Raw genomic sequence first — 19,180 nt, forward strand, 5'->3', positions numbered from 1 at the left:
TTGACCCCAATCGACATCATCATCCCGGTTTACCGCGGTGTGGCTGAAACGCGGGCTTGCATCGAAAGCGTGCTTGCTGCCAGCAACATCCATCCGGTGGAAATCGTCGTGGTCGATGACGCGAGCCCGCAAGCGGAAATTGCGGAATATCTCGACGAACTTGCCAATTCGCACCGGATCAATCTCTTGCGAAACGAGATCAACCGCGGGTTTGTCGCATCGGTGAATCGGGGTATGTCGCTGCATGCTGATCGCGACGTCGTTCTGCTGAACAGTGACACCGAAGTTGCGGACGGCTGGCTTGACCGGCTTGCCGTTTGCGCTTCCTTGCGCACGGACGCGGCAAGTATTTCGCCGTTCTCGAACAACGCCACACTCTGCAGCTATCCGCAAGTTGGCCACGCAAACTTGCTGCCATCGAACATGAGGCTCGGTTCGCTGGATCGACTGATTTCAGTGGTTAACGCGGGTAAAACTGTTGAGTTGCCGACGACAGTTGGCTTCTGTATGTTCCTTCGGCGCCAAGTCTTGAATGAAATTGGATTTTTCGACGAAGCCGCGTTCGGCCGCGGGTATGGCGAGGAAAATGACTGGTGCCTGCGTGCGGCAGCAAATGGGCATACGCATCTGCTTTGCGCCGATACGTTCGTCTTTCATCGCGGCGAGGTGTCGTTTGCGCAATCGGCGTCAATGGCGAAAGAACGGGCACAAACGATCATTGATGATCGATATCCCCGCTACCGCGAGGAAGTTGCCCGCTACTTCAATGACGACCCCGCGCGGCCCTTCCGCAGAGCGATCGACATTGCGCGCCTCTTTGAATCACCTCTCCCCAACCTGCTGTTCGTGACCCACAACTGGGGCGGCGGCACGGAGCAGCACGTCCTCGATTTGATCGAGCTCATCGATGGCCGCGCCAACGTGATGGTCATGCGGCCGCGCTCCGTCCATTCGCTCTCAATCAGCTGGGTCTCGGGGAACGTGAATCGCGAGGAGTTTGTCGCCCATTTCAATGTGCCGGACGATCAGGAAGCCATGTTGCGCTTCTTGAGCGGCATCGGTGTCGCACGCGTACACCTGCATCACATTCATGGCCACGCGCCGGAAGTCTTGAACCTGGCTGAGCAACTGGACGTTCCGCTCGATGTCACGCTGCATGATTATTTTCCGCTGACGCCGCTATATCACCTTGGCCACGGTGCAACCGTGCCTGAAAATAATGTGGCGCATGCATGGAACTGGTCGCTCGACCAGTGGCGTTCGCGGATGCGCGCGTTCCTTGCCTCGGCTTCGCGCGTGATTAGTCCGTCGAAAGACCTGGCGGATCGAGTCGTTGCGTTCTACCCGGAAATCAGGGTTGACGTATGGCCGCATCCCGAACGATTCGAATACCCGGAGTTGATTCCGGCAAAGATCCTGCTTCTAGGTGGAGTGACGAAGGATAAAGGCCAGGAGGTGGCTCGCGCGTGCGCAGAGGATGCCCACACACGCAAACTGCCATTATTTTTTCGGGTGTTGGGACACACGGAAGACCCTTTGCCGGTGTATCCAGAATTGCCACTCACCGTCAGCGGGAGCTATCGGGGCATTGACCTCGACTTCCTGATCGCACTTGAGCGCGCCGATGCAGTCATGTTCCCCGCGCAGATCCCGGAGAGTTACTCGTACACTTTGAGCGCGGCAATCCGCAGTGGACTGCCGATCCTCGCATCGCGGCTTGGCGCATTTCCGGAGCGCCTGGCGAAATATCCAAAGGCAAAGTTGCTCGAATGGAACGCATCGCCACGCGAGTGGAACGAGGCGTTACTCGGCCTGGTCGCGGTGCATCCTGCGTCTCGGGCAGCGATTGAGGAGGGCAGTGCAATTTATCGCGACAGGTATCTTGCCCCCATTGCGAATGGCAAGCCGGGTCAAGCGGCACCGGCGCTGCCGTCGCGTCACTATTTTCCATCGCGCGAACTGCCGCGTGACCGGGAGCTATTGCTGGCGGAGCTTTATGCCGGTGGAATCTTGTGCGGGCATGGACCGGCAAGAAAAGAACTCGAGAATCGCATCGGCAAGTTCGATGACGCACTGAAAATGGCGCGCGAATCCGCCGATGCGGCGCATGAAGCGGCCAAAGCGGCCGGGCGGCACTGCGACGAAAGCGCTGCCCACTTTCAAGCCGCCTATGCCGAGCAGGAAAAAGCAGCGCTGGCCGCGCATGCCGAATTGAGAAGAATTGTCGAAAGTACGACTTGGCGCATGACGAAGCCATTGCGCAAGGCGGCGCAGTTGTTGAAGTCTGCCGTACGCGGAATTGCGACGTGCCTGGCGGGGAGCACGCTCGATACCAAGGTATGCCGCGACCGCCGCAAGTATCCTGAGACAACAAGGGGTACATGCGCTGGGACGGGAGATTCGCCGCAAGCTCGTGCGATCCGAAATGCCAATTGAAATGCCGGTACGCAGTTTTGCCATCGAGGTCGAATTGGCGCCGTTGGTTGTACCGTCGAGCGAAACTCCGCGCTGGTCAATCATCATTCCCGTGTATGGCCAGCATAACCTGACGTATACCTGCTTGAAGAGCATTGCGGACACCTGTGCGGGTAATGCAATCGAGGTCATCGTCGCCGATGATTGCTCGCCCGAGCCCGCCAGCGCTGCGCTGTCGATGGTCACCGGCGTGCGATTTATCCAAAACGAAAAAATATCGGATTCCTGCACAACTGTAACGAAGCGGCCAAGAACGCCCGGGGCGAATTCATCATATTGCTCAACAACGACACCATTGTTACCGGTGATTGGCTCAATGCGATGACGACCGTATTTGCCGATGATGCCAAGGCGGGGCTGGTCGGCGTTAAGCTATTGTTCGCCGACGGAAAATTGCAGGAAGCCGGTGGAATCGTGTGGCGCGATGGATCGGCGTCGAATTACGGGCGCGGCCAGGATCCGCGTTGTCCGGAATTCAACTACCGCCGCGAAGTCGATTATTGCTCGGGCGCGTGCATCATGATCCCGACGAAATTGTGGCACCAGCTCGGTGGTTTCGACGAGCGTTTCGCCCCCGCATACTATGAAGACACGGATCTCGCGTTTCGAGTGCGCGAAGCCGGTTATCGTGTGATCTACCAGCCGCATGCCGAGGTGGTGCACTTTGAAGGCCAATCGTCGGGGACTGACCTTACGCAAGGCGTGAAGCGCCACCAGGTCATCAATCAGAAAACCTTCGAGGAACGTTGGCGATCAACGTTGGCACGACATCGGTCGCACGGAATTTCTCCCCAATTGGAACGTGATCGCGGTGCGTTGCGCCGGGTACTCGTAATCGACAACTGCCTCGTGATGCCGGACCGGGATGCCGGTTCACTTCGGATGTACGAAATGCTCAAGGCCATGCGCGAGATGGGGTGCCGCGTGAGCTTTGTCGCTGACAACGGACAACATCAGGAAAACTACGTGCGCCTGACGCAATCGCTCGGCGTGGAAGTGTTGCATGCGCCGTTCGTCTCCCCGCTTAGCACGGCGATTACGCGCTACGCTCCCGATTTTGACGTCGTGATTCTTTCGCGCGCGACGGTGGCGGTGAAGTATATCGACATCGTGCGGCAGCACATGCCCAATGCCAAGCTGATTTTCGACACGGTGGACTTGCACTTTTTACGCTTGCAACGTGAAGCGGAACTTTCGGGGACCGCCGCGTCGATGGCTGCCGCGGAAGAGATGAAGAAATCGGAGCTGGAGCTGATCGCAAAATCCGATATCACGCTGGTGGTGAGTACCTTCGAGCGCGGTTTACTTGAAACCGTGGCGCCACGTGCACAGATCCACATTCTTTCCACCATTCATGAGCCTGCGCCGGGTCCGAAACCGTTCGCGCAACGAAACGGCGCCCTATTTATCGGCGGATTCCGTCATGCTCCAAACGTTGACGCAATGCTCTGGTATGCCTCCGAAGTGCTACCCATCCTCCGCGAGCGCGGCGCAAACATTCGTACGACGGTGATCGGCTCGGACGTACCCGACGCCATACTCAAATTTGCGGCCGACGACTTCGTGATCGCCGGTTTTGTTCCCGATATCGAACCGTTGTTCAATGACGCGCGTGTCGCGATCGCGCCGCTCCGGTTTGGCGCAGGCGTGAAAGGCAAGGTAAATCTGTCCATGCAATTTGGGGTTCCCGTGGTGGCGACCGCTTGTGCGGTCGAAGGGATGAACCTGGTCGCCGGAAAAGACGTGCTCGTCGGCGACGATGCCGCCGCGTTCGCAAACGCGATTGTTCAACTGTATGACGACGAGCATCTTTGGTCGCAGTTGCGCGCGGGCGGCCTGGATAACATCAGGCACTGGTTCTCGCGCGACCATGCCTGCCGTGTATTGAAGCACGTACTGGATCTCTAACCTTCACGGTGGAAAGCGCAATTCTCTTGGGTTATGAACCGCAGTTTCCCGGCCACTACCAGCCGCGCGTCCCGAAAGACGACCGCTATTACGACCTGTCCCAGCTTGAGACCATCAAGTGGCAGGTGGAACTCGCCAAATCTCACGGGCTATATGGCTTCTGCCACTACCACTATTGGTTCGAAGGCAAGCAGCTACTCGAAACGCCAACCAACCTGATGTTGGCAAACAAAGACGTCGATTTTCCGTTCTGCCTCGCCTGGGCCAACGAAACCTGGTCGCGGCGGTGGGACGGACGGGAGCAGGATATTCTTCAGGCACAAACCCACCGTCCGGATCCGGCCGCGTGGGAAAAGCACTTCGAATATCTCTACCGCGCATGGAGCGACCCGCGGGCGATTCGCATCGACGGCAAGCCGGTCTTCATGATTTATCGCCCGCATTTGGTGACCAAACTCGGTGAAATGCTGGCGTATTGGACACGGCGGGCCAAAGAGCAAGGCTTGCCGGGTTTGTTTTTTGTGGCGATGAAGCAATACGAATATCCGAAGCCGGAACTACTCAGGCATTTCGATGGATCGATGCATTTCCAGCCTTTCGAGGCAATGGCCTCGCCGGACTTTCGACCGTTACCCCAGAAGGAACAACAAATACCTGCCCCGACCGGGATTGCCTCTCCGGAATTTGTCGATCCACCGATCACCGAGCCAGGCTTACTCAGGAGGCAATGGAGGAAGTTACCGATATCGTTTCGATTGGCGGCGCACAGGCTGAAGTGGTATTTGACCCATGCGCTGATGGTGCTACCAAAGCGGGTATTCGCCATGCTTTCAAAATCTGTCCAGGCACGTGTCCTGGCGCTGCGATCCCGGCGAGAACCCTCCCTGGTCATCTGGGACTACGACTCGATGTGGAATCAAATCATCAAGGTAGAACAGGATCATGGCCTCACGACGTTTCCCGGCGCATTTGTGGATTGGGATAACACGCCGCGCTACGGCAAGCGTGCGCGCTTGTTCAAAGGGGCAACGCCCGATCGGTTTCGCTATTGGTTCAACAAACTGGTACAGGTGACCGCGAGCCGCCCGGTGAACGAACGCATCATCTTCCTGAATGCGTGGAATGAGTGGGCGGAGGGAACCTACCTCGAGCCGGATGAACGGTATGGCAAGCAATATCTGGAGATCGTGCGCGATGCTTTGGACGCACAGGTCAAAGCGAGTTCGACGGACTGAACCGTCCCGCGTGCGCAGTAGCAGACCTCGCTGATTTGCCGGGCGTGAAAAGCCGAGTGCGCCGTCCTTGATATCCGATCAATGCGGCGCACAGTCACAATCTTCCGCGAAGTAGTCAAACACAAGAGCTGGCGCGGCGTTCAGGTCATAAATGCCAGAGAAACCGCACCAATGCTGGTGTTCCCAATGTTCTGTTGCTGGTGCAATGCGTCGCGCCTTACGGAAGAACCAATCCCGATCGCGACTTCACGATTGCCACATCCTTGTCGTCGACGACACCGTCGGCGTTCAAATCAAACGCGGCACCGATCGCGCCAACGGGTGCTGCCAGCCGGGCCTTTACACCGCTGATATCCGCAGCGGTCACCGCATGGGTACTGTTCACGTCACCCAGCAGGAATCCGAGCGACACTGACGAGTTGACACTGCCGTTGACGCCGGTCGCAGAAACGGTGATGCGTCCGCCAACCGGCGCCTGAGGCAGGTTCACGCGGATTTCATTGCCAGCCAGCACCGGTGCGCCGAGTATGACCGGCATGCCGCCCGCATCGACGGCTGTGATGCTGCCGAGGGCGGTGACAGGTGCATTGAAGATGAAGATGATGTCGAAGCCGCCAAAGACCGTGCGTGGCTCCACAGAGACGGTGCCGCTGATCGGCGCGCCGATTGACAACGGCCGATCAAATGATGGCGCGCCAAGATGCTTCTTGCGCGACTGCGCGGCCAGCAGGGCCAGCGGCGCGCTTGCTGCCAATCGTTTCGTGATCGCCATACTTGGTGCGGCGCCTGCGGCATCCAAATTTCCGGCGATAAACAGATTTCCGCTGCTATCAGGTAACACTGCGTAGCTCGCTGTACTTTCAAACCGTGTCCCATCTTGTATTCGCCACAGCTCCGCACCTGCCGCATCGTATTTGATCGTGAGTTGGGTATCCCCGACGAGCGTGGAATGGCTGCTGCGACCGGTGATGTAGGTGCTGCCGACCGCATCCACAGCCAGCGCGTACGCGTATTCCCGGTCATTGCCACTGGCATTGCTCATCGCGCGCCATTGTTCGCCGCCATCGCGATTGAGTTTGATGGTCACATAGTCCACGGCAATGCCACTGGACGATGCACCCGCGACGAAGACGTTACCGGCGGCATCGATTGCGATTGCTATGGGCGAGATGGCCGGTAGCGTCGTGCGCCAGACTTCGATGCCGTCGCTGTCGTACATCACCACGAAGGTAATGGTCGTGTAATCGGGCTGGGGAATTGCGCCGGTGAGATAGACATTACCGGCCGCGTCCATTGCCTGCGCGAAAAAATAGTCAATATTTCCGACGCCATTCATCTTGCGCCACAACTCATCGCCGGCGGAGTTGTATTTGACTGTCAATATTTGCGATGTAACACCTTGCGTCAGCCGGCCGCAGACCGCAATGTTTTCGCTGGAATCCATCGCGAGCGACTCCGGCCCCGTTCCGTTCTGGCCGGCGATCGCGCGGCGCCACTGCTCGTTGCCGGAAGCATCGTATTTGATGGTAAGAAAATCGCTTCCGGCGGTGGTATCTACGCTGCCGGTAATGTAGGCATTCCCGTTGGCACTGACAACCAGCGCCGCCGCATGGTCGAAACCATTGTCCAAGCCATTGAGTGCTACACGCCATTGTTCGACGCCAGCGCCTGAATACTTGATCAGCAGGAAATCGGTGGTGCCGGAGACTTTGCCGGTCGTGGCGAGTACGAATACGTTGCCGCTCGCATCCAGGCCGAGGTCCACGGTGATGCCATCGCTTGTACCGATTGCGCGCCACTGCTCAATGCCGCTGGCGTCGTATTTGACAGTAATGATGTCGTATGTGGCGTTGACACGACCGGAAACATAGAAATTACCAGCGGCATCAGAGCGGATTGCACTCTTCGTTGCAAGTGTAGTTACCAGGCCGTCACGGGGACCTTCCCCCACACGCCATTGCTGTACGCCGCTCGCCAAAATTTTGACGGTGGAGAAATCTGAATTGACACCTATTCTCGGGCTCTGCCCGGTAACGTAGACGTTCCCACTTGTGTCGACGCCGAGCGAGTGCGCCAGGTGAAGCGGTTGGAGCGGGCCGCTCACGCTGTTGCGCCACTGTTCGACGCCCGCAGGGCTGTACTTTATTGTCAGGAAAAATCCGTTGTCAGGCGAAGTTTTGTTGGATGCCACATAAATATTGTCGTCAGTGTCCAACGCCATCGCGACCGGGGCGCTGTAGTCTGTTGGCGGGAGGCTAATTGTGCCGCGCCATTGCTCGGTACCGGTGGAATTGTATTTGACGGTGCATGTGACATTGCGTGTCCCATCAAAGCTGCTGCCCGTGACCACCACGTTACCGCCGGAATCTACGCCGACCGCGATCGCCGCGTCGTAGCCGTTCGCGGCGCCATTCATCGCGGCGCGCCACAATTCCGTGCCGGTGGAACTCAGTTTGATGGTGAGATAGTCAACGTTTCCGGCCAAGTTGGCGCTGGCACCGGTCACGAAGACATTGCCATCCGCGTCGGCAACGATGCTGTATGGAGTGTCGCTGCCACTTCCGGCCGTTGCAACACGCCATTGCTCCACGCCGTCCGTGTTGTACTTGACGGTAAAGTAGCCGCGGCCGCTGGCATCCTGCGCGAAACCGGTGACGATCACGTTGCCGGCCGTATCCATCGCGAGCCCGATGACGTCATTGAAGCTGTCGACCGAACGGGTCGCCGTACGGCGCCACTGTTCGATTCCGTTGCTGTTGTATTTGACCGTGAGATACGCGGACTTGAGGTTTGCGTCGCGGCTGCTACCCGCTACAAATAAATTGCCGGCTGCATCGACCTGAATGGCGCGTGCGAAGTCAGAATGACTACCGGCGCCATCCATCACCCGCGCGCCACTGCTCGACGCCGTTCGTCGTACTTCACCGTGAGATAGTCGATATTGTCGTATCCTGCGGCGTTGGTGCTTTGCCCGGTCACGTAACTGTTGCCCCCGCGTCGACCGCAATGGCCAGGGCAAAGTCGTCTTTGTTGGCGCTGCCGCGCGCAATGGCGCGCCACAACACCGTACCACTGGCGTCATGTTTGACGGTCAGATAATCGTAATCATTGCCGTTGAAACTCGACCCTGTGACGAGCACGTTGCCCATTGCGTCGATCGCGAGGGAGCGCCGCCCAAAATCGAGGTCCCCGGAACCGGGTTTGGCATCGGTGTCGGCGGAAGAATAAATAGTCGCACGCCATGCAATAGGCGGAACCTGCGCATGCGCGAAAACCGGGAAGGCAATCAGGAAGGCGGCAAGCACGAGCCGTATCGCGCGGCGGAAACAGGAGAGGGACATGGGCGCACCGCAGGCTTGCGCCATCGGCTTGTTGTTGATTGTGAGTGTTCGGAGTTTAACACCGAGCAATCTATGCCGAGTGCCTTTGATGACAGGCGACAATGAAACACAAGCACTGGCGCTGCATACAGGCCATAAAAGCCCGGAAAGCCTCGCCAGTGCTAGAGTTTATCGGTCGATCGCAGGCACACGTCGTGCATTACCTACGGGATCACGCGCCCCGATCGCGCCTTCGCTGCCGATATGTCCGTCTGATTGAAGACGCCGTCGGCATTGAGGTCGTAACGGAAATTCGACCCGCTGATGGTCTGCCCGCCATGCGCTTTCACCGCGCTGATGTCGCTCGAATTCACCGAGCGTGAATTGCTCACGTCGCCCACCAGGAAGCCCATCGACGCCTGCGAATTCAAGCTGCCGTTTACATTGCCCAGCGATACCGTGACGCGCTGGTTATCCGCAACACCGGTCAGCGTCACCACGACCTCGCTGCCGTTGATCGTGTGCGTAGCCGAGCCGGTGGTCACCGCGCTCGTGAGGACAGAATTCACCGTGTTGTTGAATCGGAACACGATCTGGTGGCCGGCGCCGATCAAGCGCGGCTCAACGGTGACCAAGCCACCGATCAGCGCGTTGGTGTCGATCTGGATTTCCTGAACGCCCGCGACCGGATGGTTCTTGCGTGACCACACGCTGTTGAGGGCGAGTGGGGCGACACCGGTTGGTGTCACGCCAAGCGCGCCTGACGCGACGCCAGGCCCGATGATGTTTGTGGCGGTCACCGTGCAGGAATAGCTCACGCCATTGGTAAGCGGACTGACTACGATCGGCGAGATCGTACCGACGCCAAGATTGCCACTACAGCTAACCGTGTATCCAGTGATAGGCGAGCCGCCGTCGGAAGCGGGAGGACTAAAGCTGACCGTCGCCTGACCGTTGCCGGGAACTGCGGAGTTGATCGTTGGTGCACCAGGTGCCGTTGCGGTGATATTGAATGTCGCCGTCACGTTGGTGATCGCGCTAATTGTGACGATGCAAGTGCCTGTACCGCTGCAGCCGCCGCCACTCCAGCCGATAAAGGTTGATCCAACTGATGGTGCAGCGGTGAGCGTGACCGGCGTGCCGAAGTTGAACGGGAATGTACAGGCTACGCCGCAGTTGATGCCGATGGGGGTGGAAGTCACTGTTCCAGTACCCGTACCAGACGGCACGATGTTGAGATTGAATTGCTGCAACGTGAACGTCGCCGCTACCGATGTGGCAGTGCTCACGGTGACAATGCACGTGCCATTGCCTGTGCAGCCTCCACCAGACCAGCCGGAAAAACTCGAACCCACCGCGGGCGAAGCGGTGAGAGTGACCAAAGTTCCCGCGGGAACGGTCTCCGTACGGTCGAGACCGCAGTTAATTCCCGTGCCGGTTATCGTGCCACTGCCGGCACCTGCTTTTGCGACAGTCAGAGTGACCGGTACAAAAGCCGGCAACGTCACATCATCAATCCATGCGGCATCCGATCCGCTGGTAAGAGACTCGTCCTTCTCATACGACCAAGTGAACGTATGATTTCCGGCGCCAACGGGTATGGAAACCTGAGTCCAAATCGAAATTTCTCCCGATGCACCGAATCCTGTATTACCAGTGCAATTTCCCATCGCGGCCTGTTGCGATCCATCTATCAGGAAGCGCAGGCAATCAAAATTGGCCTCACTTGAAACGTTGTAATAGAAACTCACCGTGCCCGCTTGAAAGTTCCCGCTCGTGCTGATTTGCGCCTTGTTTGTATTCACTTGCCCCGGCAATGCGGCATTGGGCATTGGCTCGGACTTGAGACTGCAGCCTCCGGTGCGTGCGCGGTCCGAGGTCACGGTCCAACCATAGGGCGTTGTCAACGGCCTCGTCCAGCCGATCGGTGTCAGGCAATCCGGCGGAAATGCTTCTGGCGGCAATATGTTCACGATAGTCGTTGATGGCATACCAATAAATGCGCCGAGGGAACCGCCTGGATTTGATAAGACAACACTAAATGCCTCTGCCGCTTCGACGATTCCATCATTGGCAATGGGGATGAGAAAAGTCTTGTTCGTCGTGTCACCATTGGCCCAGGTCAACGTTCCGCTGGTTGCTGTGTAATCGGATCCCGCTATCGCAGTTCCATCCTGGGTTGCATAGTTGACGGTGATCGATCCAGCCGAGCCACCCACCCGCTGCACCGACACCGTTATCGTTGTTGCATTTTCCGTTGTAGCAAAACTCGTCGCGGAGAATTGCACGGCACCTGGCGGTGTCGCGATGGTCTGCGTCTTGACGTTTTCCATTGCGACGCGCATGTTGTTCATCGACAATGCGTTGTCCTCCTGACCGGCAACGCCGCATGGCTGAGAGGCGCCGCCCGCGCGCGCGCATAAGAGAGCTGGATTAGAAAACTTCAGGGTCACCGGATTGAAGTAACTCATGATGGTGCCGATGTTGTTGACGACACTGGTCGCGCACACTGGCTGTGTGCTGCACCCGCCGGACGCTGCTGGGAGATTCGGATTGCACGTCAGCCCACCCTCGCAGTAGTAATGCCCAAAAGAATAAGAAAACGCACCCGCAGGCGGATTGGCGACGCCGCCCTTTTGATATGCCGCCGTCGCGCGATCATGCGCGTTGCCCATGTTGTGACCGAGTTCGTGAATTAAGACCGAATCGCAGCCCGCAGTGCAACCGGTGGTTACCGAGTACATGTAATTTACATTGGGCGTTCCGGAAGTGGTGAGCCACGCGATTCCATTGCCGCTATTGGTACCGCCATTTCGCAGGAACGCGACCATATCCGCGCCGTTGGCATTGCGGATGGTTTCGATATTGGAGAACACGCCCACGCCGCCTAAAACGCTATTTGTGACAACCGGGGATATTGCGTAGAGCGCGGTATCGCTACCACCGGCATCGGTGTAATTCACCATGGTGGCGTTGACCAACCGCAGCGTGATCGCGACTTCGCTGTCGGCGTACGCGGTATTCGCCGCAGTCACCAGGTTGTACAAGCGCGTCAGCAATCCCGAACCCAATTGGGCCGCCAACCCATTGGTGTACACGATCATCAAGTCGACGGTGTTTTGAGGCGATGGCTTGACGAGGGAAATGACCGGTTCGCCTGCCTGATCCGGCGCGCGCGCAAGCGCTGACGGCAAACCCGCATGCTTGGTCGCGGAATTGGCGTCATCGGGCACCCGCCGTGAATCATCGCCAAGATCGATATACGGAATGAATTTCTGTTCCTCCGTCATATCCACCAATAAATCCTGCCCATCCAACCCGGGAATGATCCGGTAATGGGTGTCAGGCGTACGAATCGAGCCAAACGCGCCGCCCGGCCCGGTGGTGATGATCACGCGATAGTCCTTGCCGTGCTCCTTCAGGTAACCCACCGAAGAACGTATCCCGCCGCCGTGATCTTCGACCCGGTCGAAGATGACCATATGGCGCGTGGCGTTGGGCAATATGAGTTCAAGCTCGTCGGCGTTTTTGAGGCTGCCGAGCGTCGCGCGACTCAGCATTACCGGCGCGGGTTTGCTCTTGATATCGAATTGCGAACGTACCGCTTTGGTGCCGTTCACGGGCGTCATGAAGGATGCGGCGGCGGAAGCGGTGCCCGCGCCCGTGAGGATTGCCAGCGACAACACCAGCGTTCTGAAACATCGATGGGCGATTGTTGTGTCCATGCGAAACCTTTGCAGTGTTGACGTTGGCCGCGCCGCTTTGCGAAGAATTGGTGCCCTGCATAACGGCCGATTGGTGATTCTAGCCGTACTCCCCACCGCAAAATAGTGAACTTCTCACATTCGCGGCCCTTCGCGGCGGGGCAAACAAGAGGGAAATTGGCCCGTTTTCCATCCGCAAATGGCAGCGAAACAGCGAATCGATGTAAAATGCCGGGCTGAATTAGCGATGCAGGCAAAGAATCGCCCGCACCCTGTTTTATACGGGCGCCGCAATCAAATCTTTAATGTTTCTCCGAAATTTCATAAAAAGTCCGGCTGATCCTTCGGTTGGCGGGCTTTTCTGGTGTATCACGCAAACGTCAGGCTAGAACCGTATGTTAGAAACCATCCGCAACGCGACCAAATCATGGATTGCCAAACTGATCCTGGCGCTTATCACCGTTCCCTTTGCCTTGTGGGGCGTTGAGTCATACGTCCGCCCCTCGGCCGGGCAGGACGCAGTCGCCACCGTTGGCGGTGAAAAAATCAGCAGCGCCGAATTCAACGAGGCGGTGCGCGGCCAGCTTGAACAATTCAAGCGCCAGTTCGGGCCGAGCATCGATGCCTCGATCATGGATAACCCGCAGATGCGCCAATCCATCCTCGATCAGTTGATCGACCAGCGCCTGTTTGCCAAGGCCTCCGCGGCCACCGGCGTGAAGGTGAGCGATGCCGCATTGCGCGATCGCATCGCCACCGAAGCGTCGTTCCAGGAAAATGGCAAGTTCGTGCCGGCGCGCTATGAAACGTACCTCAAGGCCAACGGCCAGACGGCGCCGATGTTCGAAGCGCAACTGCGCAGGGATCTGGAGCGCGCGCAATTTGCCAACAGCATTACCGCCACCGCCATTACACCCGCCACCAGCGTGGCCGGCTACCTGCTGGCTTCCGAGCAAACGCGTGAAATCGCGATGGTCAATGTGACGCCCGAGCAATTCACCGCGCAGGTGAAAGTCACGCCCGAGCAAGCCAAGGCGTATTACGAAACCCACCAGGCGGAATACGCGATTCCCGAACAAGTGAAGCCCGAGTACGTGGAGCTGTCCATCGAGGCGCTGGCGCCATCGGTGCAGGTAACGCCCGATGAAATCAAGGCGTTCTACGACACCAACAGTTCCCGCTATGTGCAAAAAGAAGAACGTAAGGCCAGCCACATCCTGATCAACGCACCGCCGACCGCCACCGATGCGGCGAAGAAAGAAGCCAAAGCCAAGGCGGATGACCTGTTCGCGCAGGTGAAAAAGAACATCAAGCTGTTCCCTGAGCTGGCGAAGAAAAATTCGCAGGACCCGGGCTCCGGCGCTGCCGGTGGCGACCTGGGCTTTTTTGGGCGCGGCATGATGGTGAAGCAATTTGACGAAGCGGTCTTCAAGGCGGCGAAGGGCGAATTGATGGGCCCGGTCCTGACCGATTTCGGCTATCACATCATCCTGCTGACGGATATCCGCCCGGAAAAAGGCAAGCCGCTCGCGGAAGCCACGCCGGAAATCGAAGGCGAGCTGAAAAAACAGAAAGCACAGCGCAAATTCGCCGAAGTCGCCGAAAAATTTACCAACGCCGCGTACGAACAATCGTCCAGCCTGAAAGCCGCGGCCGAAGTCGCCGGCCTCGCCATCCGGCAAGGCCCGTGGGTATCGAAGGGGCAGGGCGGATTGCCGCCGTTCAATAACCCGAAGCTGAGCGCCGCGCTGTTTTCCGAAGATATCGTGAAAAACAAGCGCAACACCGAAGCCATCGAAGCGTCATCCAATACGCTCATCGCGGCACGTATGCTTGAACACAAACCCGCGGGCATGCGGCCATTGGCGGAAGTCGAGAAGGCCATCATCGCCAAACTGACGCGCGATGAAGCCGGCAAACTGGCGAAGGCCGATGGTGAAGCCAAGCTGGCGGCACTGCGCGCGGGCAAACCGGTCGCGGACCTGAAGTGGCCGTCGCTGCTCGCGGTCAGCCGCGCGAATCCGGGTGGCCTGCCACCCCCGGTGATCGATGCCGCGATGAAACTCGAAGCCAAGACACTTCCCGCCTTCGCCGGTACCGATAATCCCGCCGGCGGATTCAGCCTCATTCAGGTCGCCAAGGTGATCGACGCCCCGATTGCCGATGAAGCCAAGCTCAAAGCCTCGCGCACGCGCCTCGCGCAAGCCATTTCCCAGCAGGAAATGATGTCGATGCTCGCGCAGATGCGGACGAAATCCGATGTGTCGATCAGCAAGGATGCACTGGAGAAGAAGGACCGGTAATTGCCGGCGCGTCATAAAAGTTGCGCGATGTTCCGCGCAAACGGGAAGGGCGGCCATGGCCGCCCTTTTTATTTGCATCTGGCACCCGCCAGTATTGCGCCACTATTTTGCAATTGCCCACCCTGCGTCGGGCTGTCGGGCGATAACTTTCGGTATGCGCGAGAATGTTGCTTAGGCTTTCATCCCAAACGCATCGCCCGGATTGCGCAATTCAGCAATGTCATCCAGTCGCGCTTTCACCAGAGGCATGAATTTCGGGTGCGTCAGGATATAGAACTGATTGTCGCGGATTGCCTGGAACGTCACGTCGGCTACATCGGCCGCGGTCAGTTTTCCGCTGCTGACCGCCTTCACGATCATCGCCTGCGCGGCCATCATCGAGGCACTCGGCGCGGAGGCGTTTTTCATTTCTTCCGGCCGTGACACATGCGATTTTGAAATGCCGGTGGGCGTGAATCCGGGGCACAACACCGAGGCATGAATGCGCGGCTCGGTCTTGGCCAAGTCGTGATACAGCGATTCGGACAGCGCCACCACCGCGTGTTTGCTGACGTTATACACGCCGAGCAAATGCGGCGAAATCAGCCCCGCGATCGATGAAACATTGACGATATGCCCTTCGTACGCGGGGTCTTTTTTGGCGCTTTCCAGCATCAGCGGCGTGAAGATGCGAACGCCGTGAATGACGCCCCACAGGTTTACGTTCAGCACCCATTCCCAATCCTTCACGGTGCTTTCCCACACCAGCCCGCCCGAACCGACGCCGGCGTTGTTGAACAGGCAATGCACGGCGCCGTAGGTATCCATTGCCAGTTTTGCGAGGGCTTCGATGTCTTCGGATTTTGCAACGTCGCCGGCCAACGCCACGGCGGTGGCGCCTTGTGCCTTCAGTTCCTGCAGCGTTTGCTGCAACGGGCCATCGCGCACATCGGCGAGCACCAGTTTCATGTTGAGCGCGGCGGCTTTATCCGCAAACGCACGTCCGAGGCCGCTCGCGGCGCCGGTGATGACGGCCACTTTCTGGTCAAAGGTTTTCAATGGAACTCCCTGTGAAAAATAATAAGACTCTAGTACTGGCGCGGATCGCAGGCCGAAGGTGTCCGGAAAAGCGCGCCGGATGGCGATCTACACCTGCTTCTTGGCGGATCGTCAATATCCCGTCAGTCCCGCGGCATCCCGCTCGCAATCACATTAAATCCGCAATCCACATACGTAATTTCTCCCGTCACCGCGCTTGCCAGATCACTCATCATGAATGCGGCGACGTTGCCGACTTCTTCCTGCGTCACGTTGCGCCGCAGCGGCGCTTGTTCCTCGAAGAAATGCAGCATCTTGCCGAAGCCGTTGATGCCGGCGGACGCTAACGTCTTGATCGGGCCGGCCGAGATCGCATTGGCGCGTATGCCCCTCGGGCCGAGGCTGGCGGCCAGATAGCGTGTCACGGCCTCGAGGCTCGCCTTGGCGGGCCCCATGGTGTTGTAGTGCGGCACCGCCCGATCCGCACCGAGGTATGACAAAGTCAGGATGGCGGCATTGCGGCCTTCCATCATCGGCAGCGCGGCCTTGGCCATCGCCGCATAGCTGTAGCTGGAAATATCGTGGGCAATGCGAAAACTTTCGCGCGACAGTCCATCGAGAAAATCGCCGGCAATCGCTTCGCGCGGCGCAAAGGCGATCGCGTGCACGAATCCGTCGAGGCCGTCCCAGTGCTTGCCGAGTTCAGCGAAACAGTTGGTGATCTCGTCGTCTTTGGATACGTCGCACGGCAAGATGATCTTGCCGTCGAAATCGGGTGCCAGTTTTTCCACGCGTTCGCGGATGCCTTCGCCCGCATAGGTGAAGGCGAGTTCGGCGCCTTCGCGTTTCATGGCCTTGGCGATGCCGTAAGCGATTGACCGGTTGGACAACAGCCCGGTAATCAGGATTTTTTTATTGGCAAGAAAGCCCATGAATTGAGATACCCCTATCGCTTATGCGCCTACCCCTTATGCGCGACCCCCACGGCGCTTACGCAACAATTGCGGAGGTGTTTCACCGTGCAGCCGCGTCGCGTTAACGCGCGTTACCTTCATTTTCGAGTGAGTTTCCCGGACAATGTCTGACACAATGGGCGGGCGGTGTTTGAGATATAGTTAGCGCGCTTTTTTTGATGTTTTCGTTGGATTGACCAAGAGGCAATATGCGTTTCAAACAATTGTGTCAGCTGCTGCTTTGCACTGGTCTGGCATTGCCGATCCTTGCCGCCGGGCAGGGCAACAAGCCAACGGACAACGGGCCCGATCCCGCCAAAGTGTTGCGTTACGCCTTTGAGGTTGCCGAGACCAGCTTTGATCCGCAAAAGGTCAGCGACGTCTATTCCAATATCGTCAACAACGGCATGTTTGACGCGCCGCTCGCGTACGACCATCTGGCCCGGCCCGCCAAACTTGTTCCGAATACGCTGGTGGCGATGCCGGAAATTTCGCCGGACTACCGAACCTTTACTCTCAGGGTCAGGCCGGGTATCTATTTCGACAATCACGAAGTGTTCGGCGGCAAGAAGCGCGAGCTAACGGCCGAGGATTACGTCTACAGCATCAAGCGCCTGTTCGATCCTAAGCTGTCCGCGCCGAATTTGTCGGAAGTGGAGGGCTATATTGTCGGTTCGGAAGAATTGCTGAAGCGCGTGCGCGCGGCAAACAAGATGGATTACGACACGCCGCTCGAGGGATTGCGCGCGCTGGATCGCTACACGCTTCAGATCAAATTGATTGAACCGAAACCGAACTGGATGTACCAACTGGCCAGTTGCCGCACCGCCTGCGCGGTGGCGCGAAGTGGTCGAGAAGTACGGCGACGACATCGGCGCGCATCCGGTCGGCACCGGCGCCTACCGGCTGACATCCTGGAAGCGCTCGTCAAAGATGGTGTTTGAACCGAACCCGAACTATCGCGAAGAATATTTTCGTGGCGAGCCCGCCGCGGACGACAATGCCGGCCAGGCGATCCTGGCAAGACTGAAAGGCCGCCGCCTGCCGATGATCGGCCGCTTTGAAATTTCGATCATCGAGGAGCGGCAGCCGCGCTGGATCTCGTTCATCAACAAGGAATTCGACCTGCTGTGGCGGATGCCCGAAGATATGCGAACCAGGCGGTGCCCAACCGGGAGCTGGCGCCCAACCTGGTCAAGGCCGGCATTCAGTCGGAGCTGGTGCCCGCGCTGGATCTGGCGTTCCTGTACTTCAACATGAAGGACCCGATCGTCGGCGGCTATGCGCCCGACAAGATCGCGCTGCGGCGGGCCATCTCGCTGGCCTATCGCTCGCAGGACGAGATCAACATCGTGCAAAAGGGCCTGGCGCTGCCGGCACATACGCCGTACAGCCCGGGCGTGGCCGGTTACGATCCCAATTTTCGCACCAGCGCCAGCGAATACAATCCGGCCAAGGCGCGTGCCTTGCTGGATATGCACGGCTACCTCGACCGTGACCGCGATGGCTATCCGCGAAATGCCGGACGGCTCGTCCGCTGGTGCTCAAAAGCAATTCGACGCCGACCGAAAAAGACCGCACCGTCGATGAACTGTGGCGGCGTTCGATGGACGAGATCGGCATCCGGATCGAGTTTCGCAAAGCCAAATGGCCGGACCTGCTCAAGGAATCGAACGCCGGCAAGCTGATGATGTGGTTCCTTGGCGGCTCGGCATCCGCACCCGATGCCGATACCTGGCTGCAATCGCTGTACGGCCCGAACTGCGGCTACAAGGGCAATCGCGCCTGTTTCCAGCTGAAGGAATACGACGCCGCCTTTGAGAAGGCCGAGCGGATGCCCGACAGTCCCGAGCGCACCAAGCTGTATCAGGAGATGTCCAAGCTGTTCGTTGCCTACGCGCCGTGGAAGCTCAACATGCACCGCATCATGACCGACATGTGGTACCCGTACCTGCACGGCTTTCGCCGGCCGCTCATGCAAACGCAGAACTGGTGGAAGTACGCTGATATCGACCTCGCCGAGCAGAAGAAATATCTGGGCGGGCGCTGACCGTCATGCATGCGGCGCGCACTTTGCCTGGTGGCGCTGTCCAGCACGGGCGGTGCATTTGCCCATCAGCCCGACCCGGACAAAGTGCTGCGCTGGGCATTTCGAAATCGCCGAGACCGGATTTGACCCGGCGCAAACCTCGGACTGGTATTCCGCGTATGTCATTCGCAAATATCTTCGATACGCCGTTGACCTATGATTTTCTGGCGCGGCCG

The 19,180-nt window shown here is 58.4% G+C and carries 13 protein-coding genes; 8 read left to right on the forward strand and 5 right to left on the reverse strand.

Annotation, left to right across the window (positions count from 1 at the left end):
* From IPP88_25225 to IPP88_25235, 3 genes are all read left to right on the forward strand, one after another.
* Positions 1-2,436: a glycosyltransferase gene (locus tag IPP88_25225; protein MBL0125815.1), complete on the forward strand. Its 2,436-nt coding sequence runs from the start codon at positions 1-3 to the stop codon at positions 2,434-2,436.
* A gap of 183 nt (positions 2,437-2,619) precedes the next feature.
* A complete protein-coding gene (locus tag IPP88_25230) occupies positions 2,620-4,383 on the forward strand; it encodes a glycosyltransferase (protein MBL0125816.1) in 1,764 nt (587 codons plus the stop codon).
* A 26-nt stretch (positions 4,384-4,409) separates the two neighbouring features.
* Positions 4,410-5,618, forward strand: a complete 1,209-nt coding sequence (locus IPP88_25235; GenBank protein MBL0125817.1) for a glycoside hydrolase family 99-like domain-containing protein — start codon at positions 4,410-4,412, stop codon at positions 5,616-5,618.
* 217 nt (positions 5,619-5,835) lie between these two features.
* Here the strand turns inward: IPP88_25235 and IPP88_25240 are convergent, their stop codons facing one another.
* The 3 genes from IPP88_25240 to IPP88_25250 all read right to left on the reverse strand — a co-directional run bounded on the left by IPP88_25240 (position 5,836) and on the right by IPP88_25250 (position 12,663).
* Positions 5,836-8,502: a hypothetical protein gene (locus IPP88_25240; protein MBL0125818.1), complete on the reverse strand. Its 2,667-nt coding sequence runs from the start codon at positions 8,500-8,502 to the stop codon at positions 5,836-5,838.
* 91 nt (positions 8,503-8,593) lie between these two features.
* A complete protein-coding gene (locus tag IPP88_25245) occupies positions 8,594-8,959 on the reverse strand; it encodes a hypothetical protein (GenBank protein ID MBL0125819.1) in 366 nt (121 codons plus the stop codon).
* A 203-nt stretch (positions 8,960-9,162) separates the two neighbouring features.
* Positions 9,163-12,663: a hypothetical protein gene (locus IPP88_25250; GenBank protein MBL0125820.1), complete on the reverse strand. Its 3,501-nt coding sequence runs from the start codon at positions 12,661-12,663 to the stop codon at positions 9,163-9,165.
* Positions 12,664-13,037: 374 nt separating this feature from the next.
* On the opposite strand from IPP88_25250, the gene IPP88_25255 reads away from it, so the two are divergent.
* The gene (locus IPP88_25255) at positions 13,038-14,945 is read left to right on the forward strand and encodes a SurA N-terminal domain-containing protein (protein MBL0125821.1); all 1,908 of its coding nucleotides are present in this window, start codon (positions 13,038-13,040) and stop codon (positions 14,943-14,945) included.
* A 171-nt stretch (positions 14,946-15,116) separates the two neighbouring features.
* Here IPP88_25255 and IPP88_25260 read toward each other — a convergent pair whose 3' ends face one another.
* Positions 15,117-15,983: an SDR family oxidoreductase gene (locus tag IPP88_25260; protein MBL0125822.1), complete on the reverse strand. Its 867-nt coding sequence runs from the start codon at positions 15,981-15,983 to the stop codon at positions 15,117-15,119.
* A gap of 122 nt (positions 15,984-16,105) precedes the next feature.
* On the reverse strand, positions 16,106-16,894 hold the full coding sequence (gene fabI, locus IPP88_25265; protein ID MBL0125823.1) for an enoyl-ACP reductase FabI: 789 nt from the start codon (positions 16,892-16,894) through the stop codon (positions 16,106-16,108).
* Between the two features lie 230 nt (positions 16,895-17,124).
* Here fabI and IPP88_25270 point away from each other — a divergent pair, with 230 nt between their 5' ends.
* From IPP88_25270 to IPP88_25285, 4 genes are read left to right on the forward strand one after another with little or no spacing between them, the layout of a single operon-like run.
* The gene (locus IPP88_25270) at positions 17,125-17,859 is read left to right on the forward strand and encodes a hypothetical protein (GenBank protein MBL0125824.1); all 735 of its coding nucleotides are present in this window, start codon (positions 17,125-17,127) and stop codon (positions 17,857-17,859) included.
* Positions 17,762-18,175 carry a hypothetical protein gene (locus IPP88_25275; protein MBL0125825.1) on the forward strand — a complete coding sequence of 138 codons (414 nt, stop codon included), beginning with the start codon at positions 17,762-17,764 and terminating at the stop codon, positions 18,173-18,175. The genes IPP88_25270 and IPP88_25275 overlap by 98 nt, the downstream gene beginning before the upstream one ends.
* Positions 18,079-18,603: a hypothetical protein gene (locus tag IPP88_25280; GenBank protein MBL0125826.1), complete on the forward strand. Its 525-nt coding sequence runs from the start codon at positions 18,079-18,081 to the stop codon at positions 18,601-18,603. Before IPP88_25275 ends, IPP88_25280 begins: the two co-directional genes overlap by 97 nt.
* Complete coding sequence (locus IPP88_25285; protein ID MBL0125827.1) at positions 18,522-18,965, forward strand: hypothetical protein; 444 nt, start codon at positions 18,522-18,524, stop codon at positions 18,963-18,965. Before IPP88_25280 ends, IPP88_25285 begins: the two co-directional genes overlap by 82 nt.
* The last annotated feature ends 215 nt before the right edge of the window (positions 18,966-19,180 follow it).

This window comes from Betaproteobacteria bacterium, from assembly GCA_016720925.1.
In the GTDB taxonomy this organism is placed as follows: domain Bacteria; phylum Pseudomonadota; class Gammaproteobacteria; order Burkholderiales; family Usitatibacteraceae; genus UKL13-2.